Here is a 12030-nt window from a genome sequence, read left to right as displayed (position 1 = left end):
CCCACGCCCTCAAGGCAGTGGGGGAGCGAGCAACCCACCACTCGCGGACGGTCCGGATGGGACCGAGACTGCCCCTTTGGGTCGGTGGCCATGCGACGGCAGCGTCGTGGCTGGTCGCGCAGTTCCCCGCGCCCCTTCAGGGCGGGGCTGCGCCCCGACCCGGTCGGTGGCGGGAGCTCTATCGGGGCGTAGCCCCGTGCCTTTCAGGGGCGCGGGGATGGGGGCACCTCCCACGCCCTCAAGGCAGTGGGGGAGCGAACGACCCCCACCGGCCGGTGGCCCGATCGGACCGATACCACCCCTTTCGGCCGGTGGCGACCCGCAGGGTCGCATCGCGGCCGTGTGACCCGAGCCACTTTCCCGAGTGGTCTTCGCCCCTGCGGGGCAGATGCGCAGCTGGGGCCCCGGCCGACGGGTCGGATTCCGGAGCCTCGGTAAAATGACGGAGCCGCACTTGTGCAAAGTGCGCCAAAGCACCGAAGGAGCGAGGAGCGCACGTGGGCCTTGTCGTGCAGAAGTACGGAGGCTCCTCCGTAGCCGATGCAGAGGGCATCAAGCGAGTCGCCAAACGGATCGTGGAAGCCAAGAAGAACGGCAACCAGGTGGTTGTCGTGGTCTCCGCGATGGGCGACACGACGGACGAGCTGATCGACCTCGCCGCGCAGGTATCCCCGATGCCGGCGGGCCGCGAGTTCGACATGCTGCTGACCGCCGGAGAGCGGATCTCCATGGCGCTGCTGGCGATGGCGATCAAGAACCTGGGCCACGCGGCCCAGTCGTTCACCGGAAGCCAGGCGGGCGTCATCACCGACTCCGTCCACACCAAAGCCCGGATCATCGACGTCACCCCGGGACGTATCCGCACCTCGGTCGACGAGGGCAACATCGCCATCGTCGCCGGCTTCCAGGGCGTCTCCCAGGACAAGAAGGACATCACCACCCTGGGCCGGGGAGGCTCGGACACCACCGCGGTGGCGCTCGCCGCCGCGCTCGACGCCAACGTCTGCGAGATCTACACGGACGTCGACGGCGTGTTCACCGCGGACCCGCGGGTGGTGAAGAAGGCCCGGAAGATCGACCGGATCTCCTTCGAGGACATGCTGGAGCTCGCCAGCTCCGGCTCCAAGGTGCTGCTGCACCGCTGCGTGGAGTACGCACGCCGGTACGACATCCCCATCCACGTCCGATCCTCGTTCTCGGGGCTGCCGGGCACCTGGGTGACGAACGAGCGCCCCGACGGCGCGGCACAACAGCAGGGAGAGCAGAAGGTGGAGCAGGCCATCATCTCGGGTGTCGCCCACGACACCTCCGAGGCCAAGGTCACGGTCGTCGGCGTGCCGGACAAGCCCGGTGAGGCCGCCAAGATCTTCCGGACCATCGCCGACTCGCAGATCAACATCGACATGATCGTGCAGAACGTCTCGGCGGCGACCACCGGCCTGACCGACATCTCCTTCACGCTGCCGAAGACCGACGGCCGCAAGGTCATCGACGCGCTGGAGCGGATCAAGCCCACGGTCGGCTTCGACTCGCTCCGCTACGACGACCAGATCGCGAAGATCTCCCTGGTCGGCGCGGGCATGAAGACCAACCCCGGCGTCACGGCCACGTTCTTCGAGGCGCTCAGCGACGCGGGCGTCAACATCGAGCTGATCTCGACATCCGAGATCCGCATCTCGGTCGTCACCCGCGCGGATGACGTCAACGAAGCCGTGCGCGCCGTGCACACCGCTTTCGGGCTCGACTCCGACTCGGACGAGGCCGTGGTGTACGGGGGCACCGGCCGCTGATGGAGCGGTACGGGCGCCCGACGCTCGCGGTCGTGGGCGCGACCGGGGCCGTCGGCGGCGTCATGCTCGAAATCCTGTCCCAGCACGCGGACATCTGGGGCGAGATCCGTCTCGTCGCCTCACCGCGCTCGGCCGGCCGCAAGCTGACCGTGCGCGGTGAGGAGGTCGAGGTCGTGGCCCTCGCCGAGGACGTCTTCGAGGGCGTCGACGTCGCCATGTTCGACGTCCCCGACGAGGTCGCCGCCGAGTGGGCGCCCGTCGCCGCCGCGCGGGGCGCCGTCGTCGTCGACAACTCCGCGGCCTTCCGGATGGACCCGGACGTGCCGCTCGTCGTCCCCGAGATCAACCCGCACGCGGCCCGAGTGCGTCCGCGCGCCATCATCGCCAACCCGAACTGCACCACGCTCTGCATGATCGTGGCGATCGGCGCGCTGCACGCCGAGTTCGGGCTCCGCGAGCTGATCGTCTCCTCCTACCAGGCGGTGAGCGGCGCCGGCCGGTCCGGCGTCGACACCCTGCGCCGGCAGCTCTCCCTGGTCGCCGGCACCGAACTGGGCACCAGCCCCGGCGACGTGCGCCGCGCCCTCGGCGACAGCACGGGACCGTTCCCCGAACCCGTCGCGCTGAACGTCGTCCCCTGGGCCGGGTCGCTGCGGGACGAGGGATGGTCGTCGGAGGAGATGAAGGTGCGGGACGAGTCCCGCAAGATCCTCGGGCTGCCCGGACTGAAGGTCGCCGCGACGTGCGTGCGGGTGCCGGTCGTCACGACGCACGCGCTGACCGTGCACGCCTGCTTCGAGGGCGAGGTGACGGTCGACCGCGCGCGGGAGATCCTGGCCACCGCGCCCGGCGTGGTGCTCTACGACGATCCCGGGGCCGGCGAGTTCCCGACGCCCGCGGACGCGGTGGGCACCGACCCGACGTGGGTCGGCCGCGTCCGGCGCGCCCTCGACGACCCGACCGCGCTGGAGCTCTTCGTCTGCGGCGACAACCTCCGCAAGGGCGCTGCGCTCAACACGGCCCAGGTGGCGGAGCTGGTCGCCGCCGAACTGACGGCTTCCTGAGCACCGGGCCCCGGGCGGCGGCGCGCGTGGCCGGGTCGCCACCGGCCGCAGGGGGCAGCCGCTTCCGCGCCCGCCGATCGGGGCGCAGCCCCGTGTTTCAGGGCGCGGGGAACTGCGCGACCGACGACGGCGAGACGGTCGGGTCGTCACCGTCCCGAGGGGGCGGATGCGGTCGTGTCCGGGCCGCCGGCAGGTGGGTGGTTGCTCGCTCCCCCACTGCCTTGAGGGCGTGCGAGGTACCCCCATCCCCGCGCCCCTTGGGGTGGGCCGGGGCGCAGCCCCGTGTTCAGGGGCGGGAGTATTTCCTCTCCGGTCCGTGGAACCGCCGACCGCGCGCGCGGCGTCTCTTCGCTCACGCCAGGGGTGCCGCCCCGGGCCGGATGTCATGGGGAGGGGCTGGGACGATGAGAGCGGGTGACGCACCGCCGGCCGCGGTGCCCGCGAGAGCGGTGTCCGGTAGATGCGAGATGCCCGGTGCGTACGACATGTATGGCGTGTATGACGTGTATGGCGTGAACCACTCTGCCGGCGCGTACAACCCTGACGGGGGGAAGAGTGTCCAACTTGCGTGGCAGAGGTCGTCAAATACCCAGCGTTCTCGGTCGCGCCGTCCGGCGCGGCCGTTCTCAGGCCGCCCAGACGGCCGCGTGCGCCCGGTGGCATGCCGGTGATCGCACCCATGCCCGCGGCGCGTCCGGTCCCCGCGCAGTCCCCTCGCGAGGGCGCTGACGACACGATGGCCGCCGGCACCACAGTCGATCACCTCACCGAGACCTATCGCGCGCACTACCGGTCGCTCCTCGGCCTGGCCGCGCTGCTCCTCGACGACACCGCCTCCTGCGAGGACGTCGTCCAGGAGGCGTTCATACGCGTGCACTCCGCCCGCAAGCGGGTGCGCGACCCGGAGAAGACGCTGGCGTACCTGCGCCAGACGGTCGTCAACCTCTCCCGCTCCGCGCTGCGCCGCCGCATCCTCGGCCTGAAGCTGCTCACCAAGCCGATGCCCGACATGGCCAGCGCCGAGGAGGGCGCGTACGACCAGCTGGAGCGCGACGCCCTGATCAAGGCCATGCGCGGACTCCAGCGCCGCCAGCGCGAGGTGCTGGTGCTGCGCTACTTCGCGGACATGACGGAGGCCCAGGTCGCCGACACGCTCGGCATATCCCTCGGCTCCGTGAAGGCCTACGGCTCCCGCGGCATCGCCGCGCTGCGCACCGCCATGGGGGCACCGGCATGAACACCGCCGGACGCGGGCACGGCAGGTACGGGAGCACCGGTGTTCCCGGTGCGCGCCCCGGGTCCTGCCGCCCCGGCACGGTCCGGGCCCCCGGCAGGTACGATCCGCACGACCGCCATGGACCGCCCGCTCCGGGCGGCCGACCTACAGACATTCACCACACTGGGAACCCCACAGTGAACGACGCCCCCTCCGACAGCTTCCCCGGCGGGAACGCTCGCGGCGACGGGACCGCGCGCGGCACTGCCGGCACCACCCACTCCCCGGATTCCGGCCACTCCTCGGATTCCACCCGCTCCGCGGACTCCGGCCAACCCTCCGGTTCCGGGGGCCCGGTGGCTTCCGGCGAGGCCGGTGTGCCGGGCACGTCCGCGCCCGAGGCGAGCCCCGGCGCGGGCGGCGCCGCCGGTGCGGGTCGCGGCGGCAGCGGCGGGGGCCGCGGCGACGGGCCCGGCGACCCCGGCGCGGGCGGCCCGGACCCGGACGGCCACGACGGCCCGGACGACGGCGACGGCCGCGACGGGAACGACGACGCTGCCGGCCGCGACGACCGCGACAGCCGCGGCGATCACTCCGACCGTGACGACCACGACGCCCCGCAGGACGGCCCCCAGGGCCCCCGCGGCGAGGACCCCCCGGGCGCCGACGAGGAGGCGCTGCGCCGCCTGTTGCACGAGGCCGTGCGCGACGTCGAGCCCGGCGACGGCACCCTGGAGCGGCTCCGCCTGGCGGTGCCCGCCCGGCGCGCACGCAAGCGGCAGGCGCTCGTCGGCGCCGCCGCCGCGGTCGTGCTGCTGTGCGTGGCCGTCCCCGCGGTCATCCGCGTCTCGCACGCGACCGGCTCGAACGACGACCACACGGCGGTCGCCGGCCACGGCCAGGCGGTGCACGGCGGCACGGGCGGCGGCAAGGACGACGGCGGGAGCCGGCCGGGCGGCGGGCAGCCGTCCGGGTCCGGCCACCCCAAGGACGACCGCGGCGGGCACGGCCACGACGGCAAGGACAAGGGCGGCTCCGGCTCCGGCACCAGCCCCGACCCGGGGAACACCCTCGCCGTCCGGTCCCCGGACTGCGTGCCCGGCGCGCTCGGCAACGTCCAGGCGAGCGTGGGCGCGCCGGATTCCGGGGGCACGGTGTACGGCACCTTCCGGGTCTCCAACGTCTCCGGCAGCGACTGCACCGTCGACAGCGCCGGCACCATCGCCACCATGGCGCAGGGTGCGGCGGACGCCGCGAAGATCACGGTCGTCGACCACACGGCGGGCGATCCGGCGGCCGGGCTGCCGGCGCCCGCGGCCCAGCCGAGCGAGCTGAGCCTCGCGCCCGGCCAGTCGTACGAGGTGAAGTTCGCCTGGGTGCCGTCCGCCAGCTGCCCCAGCGGTGGGGGCGGCGAGCCCTCGCCCGATCCGAGCTCGTCGGACTCCCCGACCGCCGACGGCGGGGACACCGGGACCGGGACGACCACGCAGCTCTACCGGGAGGACGGGCCGGCCGGGGACGGCAGTGTCGCGGTGTCGCACACCGCGGAGCCCGGGGGGCCGACTGCCGCGGCCACCATTCCCAATGCCTGTGAGGGCACGGTGTACCGGACGGGGCTTCTGCCGGGGTCCTGACGGTTCGCCTGCCGGCGGCGGGGCCGTGCGGTGTGCTCCCTGTTTTGGGCGGTGGGCGGTGGGCGGTGGGCGGTGGGCCGTGGGTCGTCGGCCGTGGGTCGTGTGCGGGCGCGTCGGGGTGTTTTGCGCAGTTCCCCGCGCCCCTGATCCGCGGGTGCTCCCCGTGAGCAGGTGTCGGGTGCGTCGGGGCGTTTGCGCAGTTCCCCGCGCCCCTTGGCGTCTGCCGGGTTCTCGATCGTGTGGGCTGCGGGTCCGTCGTGGCTTGTCGCGCAGTTCCCCGCGCCCCTAAGGGGTCCTTGCACTGTGCCCGCCCGGGTCGCGCGGCCTGGCACCGTACCTCGCCGCGTTGCCGAAAAGCCCTGGTAGCTCCTCCCCCACTCTCGGCTTCGCTCGCGCGGGGGGACCCCCATCAAGGACTCTCCGGCGCCTTGCGATGCACGGCACCAGACCACGCGACCTATCGGACGCTCATAGTGCAAGGACCCCTGAAGAACGGGGGCTGCGCCCCGATCACGTCCGGGCGCCGCAGCCGCTCATCGGGGCGCAGCCCCGCTTTCAAGGGGCGCGGGACTGTATCGATATGCGGCTCCGCCGCGCGGGCCCGAGCAACCACGACGAAGCCGACACCTGCTCGCGACGAGCACCCCCCGGATCAGGGGCGCGGGGATGGGGGTACCTCCCACGCCCTCAAGGCAGTGGGGGAGCGAGCAACCACCCACCCGCCCGGTGGTCCGGCGACGACCGAAACCGCCCCATTTGGTCGGTGTTCAGCGAGTGCTTGCGGTGCGGTGGTTCTCGGCCTGCGCGGCGTCAGCCGTTCGCGCGGCGTCCGCCGCCCGCCCCTCCACGTCCAGGAGGCCCAGCCTCGCGTCCCTGGCCATTTCCGCCTCCCTGCGGGCCAGCCTGAACCACATGAAGACGACGAAGGCCGCGAAGACGAACCACTCGCCGGTGTAGCCCAGGTTCTGGAACGCCTTCAGGTCGAGGCCGCCGCCCTCGGGGGCGGTCGCCGGGACCGCCTTGAGCCCCGGGGCCGCCGCGTCCAGCGTGATCCAGGCGTCGTAGACGCGGTACGGGACGAGGTTCACCAGCGACGCCGCGCTGATCATGCCGACCTGCCCGGACGGCAGTCCGCCCGCGCCGGTGACGCCGTTGTCGCCCGGGGTCTCGGAGGCCTGGAGCGCGCCGGTCACGGTGACTTCCCCGGAGGGAGGCGCCGGGGCGGCGCCGGGCCGCGGCGGTCCCGGCAGCCAGCCGCGGACCACGGGCACCGCCCTGCCGCTGTCCGTGCGCAGCAGGGTGAGGACGTAGGAGCCGTCCTTGCCGTCCAGCGAGCGGTGCGGGACGAGGAACTGGTCGGCGTAGTGACCGGTGGCGGTGGCCCGCTCTCCGGTGGTCAGCTGGCTGACCGGGAGCAGGGAGTCCAGCGGCCGGGGCGCCGCACGGTGGGCCGCACTCGTGGCCTGGTCCGCCTCGCGCTGATCCCGCACATGGCCCTCGAACCTGCTGAGCTGCCACGTGCCCATGAAGATGCAGAGCGGGATCGCCAGGAGCGCGAAGACATTGATCCCCCACCAGCGGGGGGTCAGCAGGAACCGGTACACACCACCACGGTACGGGGCCCGGTGCCGGCGGCGGCCGAGGGGTACGGCGCGGAGGGCGCACCGCGCGCTCGCCGCTTCCCGTTCGGTCAGGGGCAGTCCAGGGCGGTACCCCGCAGCGGGGGTGGGGCGCCGGGGCCGGTGTTCGGGGCGGTACCGGTGAGGGGGCGGTCCGTGCGGAGGCGCCCGAAGACGGTGGCGGCCCGCGGCCCGTCCCAGCGCACCCCGGCGCTCGCGAACTCCGTGCCGCCCGTGCCGACCCGCCGCACCACCCCGGCGAGCGTGACCAGTTCCGGCACGGTCAGCCGTCCGTCGCCGCGCGCCGCCCCGAGCAGGACCCGGCCCAGCCGGGCCACGCGGACCGGGGAGTCGAGGACGCCTTCGGTGCCGAGCCGGTGCAGCACGGCCGCCAGGAACCGCTGCTGCCGCCGGACCCGGTCCGCCTCCCCGGCCGCAGCGGGCCCCCGGGCGCTGACATAACGGAGTGCTTCGGCACCGTTCAGCAGGCGCCGGCCCCGGGCGGGATCCCGGGGCGGGCCCGCGGTGCAGACCTCGACGCCGTGCAGGGCGTCCACGGCGGCGGTGAAGCGGGGAACGTCCAGCTGGGCGTAGCGGTCGACGCGGACGTGCGTCACGCGTGCCAGGTCCTCCACCCCCCGGGCGGCGGGCCGGCGCGCGGCGGGGGAGCGGGAGCCCGGGGGCAGCGCGACGGCGGCGACGCGGTCGTGGTCCTCGGAGACGTGCAGCAGCAGGAGCGGCATGGCGGCGCAGTCGCATCCGGTGCGGTGCGTGCCGGGCGCGCCGCCGCCCCGGCCGTCCGTGCCGATCAGCAGGATGTTGGTGCCGGGTCCGCCATGCGGCCCCGCCCGCATTCCTGCGAGGGAGTCCGCGGGTGGGCCACCCCGGGGCAGTGCGAGCGAGGCGCCACCCACACCGGCGGCGAGTGCGATTAACGTGACGGCGGTGAGAATGGCACCGGGCCGTTTCTTCCCGCGATATGTGGACGGTGATTTCTTATGCTTATCCACAATTCACTCCGTCCCGTTCCCGGCATGCGGAACAAGCGTATGCCCGATATTCCGATGGTGTGGGCGCGCGCCCGTCGTGGCGTGTCCCGGCAAGTCGTCCGTGCCAATCCGCGGACCGGACCTCCACCGGCGCGTACGGGACTTCCGCCGGCGCGCAAGGGGCTTCCTCCGAGGTCGCGGCCGTGCCGGAGAGAAGAGCGAGCATGAGCAGATCCCATGGTCACGGAAAACGCCGAGGTTGGATTCCGGAGAGCCGGCGGACGCCCGAGAACCGGGCACCTGAGCCGGTCTACCAGGAACTTCTCGATGCCTGGCGCCGTCAGGGAAGGACACTTCCGGGATGGCCCGACCCGGAATGGAACGCGATTGTGTCGCGGGATTTCTGGCCGCGCGGCGGGGGTTTGTGAACATCCGCGGGGTGAGCACCCGAAACCATTCGGGGTGCGGTGCAGTTGAAGAGACGCCAGTGCCTACGTGCGCGCGTTGTCCCGAAAAGCAGAAAAGTAAACGAGAAACGTTCCGAGCGTTCCCGCCGAATCCGCGGCGGGCCGGCGCTCATGCATCACGTGGTACTGCGGCAGCCAGCCAGGCTGTGTCAGTGCCGGGCTTGGACGGTCAGCCGAACAGGCCGGCTCCCCATTGCGAGCAGGAAGACAACTAGATTGCGACAGGTCCTCAGTAAAGGAATGCTCACGGCCGCGGCCGTGACGGGAATCCTGTCCGTGCCCGGCGGCTACGCGTTCGCCGACGCGGACGTGGACTCGCTCGTGTCGGACCCGACCAGCGTACTGGCCGACAGCCTGCCGTCGGCCGTGGGCGGACCGTTGGCCGTCTGCGACGACGGTGTCACCCTCGGCGACTCCGGCCGTGCGTCCAGGGACGACTGCGTCAGCGTCACCGACGTCCTGGGCGGTGGCTCCGGGGGCAGGTCCTACGGCGAGAGCCCGGACGACTGCGACGAGCCCGGCGACGAGCCGGCCGGTCCCGACTCCCCGGAGCCGGACTCCCCGCGGCCCGACTCGCCCCGCCCGCACGCACCCGAGCGTCCGGCGGCCCACCAGGCCCGTACGCTGCCCGCCCCCGCCCCGCAGCTCGCGGAGACCGGTGGCGACCCCACCACGCTGGTGGCCGGCGGCCTCGGCGCGGTCCTGCTGGCCGGCGGCGGCATCCTCTACCGCAGGGGCCGCGTCGCAGCCCGCAGGTAGCCCCACCCGCCGAACCCCCGCCCCGGCCGGGCGCCCCCGCAGCCCCGGCCGGGGCGGTACGCGTGTGTCCGGGCTCCCCCCGAAGCGAGACCGGGGCTCGGGGCCCGGAGCGCATCGTCAGGCCGGGGCCCCCGTGCGCGACCGGCGAGCGCGAAGCACCTCCTTCGCAACGCCCCGCCCCGCCGCCCCGCACGCCACCGCACCCAGCAGCACGCCCCCGCGCCCGCGGGCCAGCAGAAGCCGGCGGCTGACGACCCGTTCGGGCCGCCAGTGGTACTTGTGCGGCTCATCACCGCGGAGCATGCTCAGCACGCCCGGGGCCCCGGGGGCACCGGATCTGCCGGAGCCGGACGAGGCGGGCCGGTCCGCCAGGTGCAGCGTGCCGGAGTGCAGCAGCATCGTCGTCACGTCCACCTTCCGCTCCCGCAGCCGCGGATCCGCCCCGTACAGGTAGCCGCCGGTCAGCCGCGGCGCCACCAGCGTCAGGTCGACCGCGGCCACCTCCCCGTCGAGCCGGAACTCCGTCACCGCCGCCTCTCCCCGCCCCGCCATGGCGCCCACCGCCTGCTCCAGGTGCGCGGCGAACCGGGGCCGGAGGTGTTCGGCCGTCACCTTCCGGCCCCGGCCCTGCCATTGCGTCCGGTGCAGGTCGAGCAGGACCCGCAGCGCTCCGGGCACCTCCTCGGGCGGCACCGCGCGGCGTTCGAGGCCCAGCGCGGCCGTCTTGCGCAGATTCGCCCGGACGCGCTGGCCGCGGGACGACGGCAGCCGCGCCACCAGCTCGTCCATCGGCACGGCGGGCAGTTCGAGGCAGACCGAGGCGGGCAGCGACCGGCGCGGGCCGGGCCAGCACGCGTACACCCGTTCGACCGCCGCACCCGGCCGCACCTCGGGAAAGTCGATCAGCGCACCGCCCGCGGCCTGCGCCAGCGCCTCCGCCAGCACCGGGGCGGCCCGCTCCGCCCAGGCGTCGTCCAGCAGCACGTCCGAGAAGTCGGAGATCGCGCCGCCCAGCGGTACCAGGGCGGGGACCGGTCCGCCGGTCCGCAGCAGTGCGGCGGCCCCGACCAGCGTCGCGTCCGCGGCACGCAGCAGGATCACCCGCAGGCCGCGTGGGTACCGCGGCGCCCCGTACGCCCCCCACCACGCGTGCAGCCAGGCGTGGCTCTGGAACGGGGTGGCCGGTGTGCAGCGGCCGTGCAACCGGTCCCACTCCGGCCCGAGCGCGGCGAACTCCTCGGCGGACGTGCACACCTCGGCGCGCGGGGAGCCGGCCGTGGGGTTCGGTCCCGCGTCGGCCGGGGGGTTCGGTTCCGCGCCGGTCACGGGGTTCGGTTCCGCGTCGGCCGTGGGGTTCGGTTCCGCGTCGGCCAGGGGGTTCGGTTTCGCGTCGGCCGTGGGGTTCGGTTCCGCGTCGGCCAGGGGGTTCGGTTCCGCGTCGGCCGCGAGGTTCGGTCCCGCGTCTGTCGCTGCGCCCGGCTGCGCGTTGGCGGAGACCCCGGAGGTCTCGGAGACCTCGGAGACCTCAGAGGCATCGGGGGCATCGGGGGCATCGGGGGATTGGGGGACGCCAGGGGCTTCGGGAGCTTCAGGGGCCTGGGTGGTTCGGGTGGCGGTCGTCCGGCCCGTCATCGGCGGCTCCCCTCCAGGTCCGCGGCGCGGTCGACGGCGCGGTCGGCAACGCGGTCGCCGGCGTGATCGGTGGAGCGGTCGGCGGTGCCGTCCCGGTCGAGTTCGCGTTCGAGTTCGAGGTCGGGGGAGGTGGCGGCGGGGCCGGGTACCGCGGGCGGTACGGGGTCCGGACGGCGCCGGGGCCGGGCCAGCAGGGCGAGGCCGCCCAGCAACCCGCCCGCGAAGCCGCCCACGAGCGCCGTGACGGGCGCCGAGGCGGAGGCGGGTTCCACGGGGTCGACGGCGCGGGAGAACTGGATGAGCCGCACCTCCGTGTCCCCGCGGTTCCGGTTGGCGTGGGCGATCAGCGTCCGGGAGACGGCGTTCGCCATGTCGGCGGTCTTGCCCATGCGGGTCGAGGTGGCGGTGATGGCGATCATCGGTGCGTCCGGGGAGGTCTCGGCACGCACGCTGCCGCGTAGGACGGCGCCCGGGACGCCGGCCCACACCGGCGCGTCACCGAGCACGCCCACCTGCGTCGCGACCCGGCCGTACGCCTGCGCGAACCCGAGGGCACGGGCCGAGTCCGACCTGTTCTCGGGCACCGCGAGCACGTAGCTGGTGGCCGTGTACTGCGGCGCCTTCAGCACGCCGTAGCAGCCCCCGGCCGCCGCGCCGAGCGCGGCACAGACGGGTAGCGGCCACCACGCGGGAACGCGGCGCTTGCGCGCGTGGCGTGGTTCACCGGTCGGCGTGCGCCGGGTGCCACGCGACCGGGTGGGGGTGCGCACGGGTTGGTCGGGCGGCTGTGCCGGCCCGTCCGGCACGGGCCGGACGGGCTCCTCGGGCTGCTCGGGCGCCGTGCGCTCCGGCGGGGCGGG

8 protein-coding genes and 1 pseudogene are annotated in these 12030 nt (G+C 74.1%); 5 read left to right on the top strand and 4 right to left on the bottom strand.

Annotated elements, in window-relative coordinates:
* Nucleotides 1-497: 497 nt before the first annotated feature.
* The 4 genes from Sm713_RS27025 to Sm713_RS27010 all read left to right on the top strand — a co-directional run bounded on the left by Sm713_RS27025 (nucleotide 498) and on the right by Sm713_RS27010 (nucleotide 5704).
* Complete coding sequence (locus tag Sm713_RS27025; protein WP_212912669.1) at nucleotides 498-1790, top strand: aspartate kinase; 1293 nt, start codon at nucleotides 498-500, stop codon at nucleotides 1788-1790.
* Nucleotides 1790-2854: an aspartate-semialdehyde dehydrogenase gene (locus Sm713_RS27020; RefSeq protein ID WP_212912668.1), complete on the top strand. Its 1065-nt coding sequence runs from the start codon at nucleotides 1790-1792 to the stop codon at nucleotides 2852-2854. The genes Sm713_RS27025 and Sm713_RS27020 overlap by 1 nt, the downstream gene beginning before the upstream one ends.
* A gap of 661 nt (nucleotides 2855-3515) precedes the next feature.
* On the top strand, nucleotides 3516-4091 hold the full coding sequence (locus Sm713_RS27015) for a SigE family RNA polymerase sigma factor (RefSeq protein WP_249416715.1): 576 nt from the start codon (nucleotides 3516-3518) through the stop codon (nucleotides 4089-4091).
* A 176-nt stretch (nucleotides 4092-4267) separates the two neighbouring features.
* A complete protein-coding gene (locus Sm713_RS27010) occupies nucleotides 4268-5704 on the top strand; it encodes a hypothetical protein (RefSeq protein ID WP_212912666.1) in 1437 nt (478 codons plus the stop codon).
* A gap of 767 nt (nucleotides 5705-6471) precedes the next feature.
* Here Sm713_RS27010 and Sm713_RS27005 read toward each other — a convergent pair.
* Nucleotides 6472-7308 carry an SURF1 family protein gene (locus Sm713_RS27005; protein ID WP_212912665.1) on the bottom strand — a complete coding sequence of 279 codons (837 nt, stop codon included), beginning with the start codon at nucleotides 7306-7308 and terminating at the stop codon, nucleotides 6472-6474.
* A gap of 86 nt (nucleotides 7309-7394) precedes the next feature.
* Nucleotides 7395-8177, bottom strand: a complete 783-nt coding sequence (locus tag Sm713_RS27000) for an LCP family protein (RefSeq protein WP_212912664.1) — start codon at nucleotides 8175-8177, stop codon at nucleotides 7395-7397.
* A gap of 842 nt (nucleotides 8178-9019) precedes the next feature.
* Here Sm713_RS27000 and Sm713_RS26995 point away from each other — a divergent pair.
* A complete protein-coding gene (locus Sm713_RS26995) occupies nucleotides 9020-9538 on the top strand; it encodes an LPXTG cell wall anchor domain-containing protein (RefSeq protein ID WP_212912663.1) in 519 nt (172 codons plus the stop codon).
* A gap of 117 nt (nucleotides 9539-9655) precedes the next feature.
* On the opposite strand, the gene Sm713_RS26990 is transcribed toward Sm713_RS26995, so the two are convergent.
* Together Sm713_RS26990 and Sm713_RS26985 are read right to left on the bottom strand one after the other, a co-directional pair.
* Nucleotides 9656-10792, bottom strand: a complete 1137-nt coding sequence (locus Sm713_RS26990; protein WP_249417008.1) for a GNAT family N-acetyltransferase — start codon at nucleotides 10790-10792, stop codon at nucleotides 9656-9658.
* A gap of 512 nt (nucleotides 10793-11304) precedes the next feature.
* Nucleotides 11305-11940: pseudogene (locus Sm713_RS26985) on the bottom strand (lipopolysaccharide biosynthesis protein); the annotation flags it as partial.
* Nucleotides 11941-12030 lie beyond the last annotated feature (90 nt).

Source organism: Streptomyces sp. TS71-3 (assembly GCF_018327685.1).
GTDB lineage: Bacteria > Actinomycetota > Actinomycetes > Streptomycetales > Streptomycetaceae > Streptomyces.
Note: the sequence above shows the minus strand (reverse complement) of the source record. Positions and strands in the feature narration are given on the sequence as shown.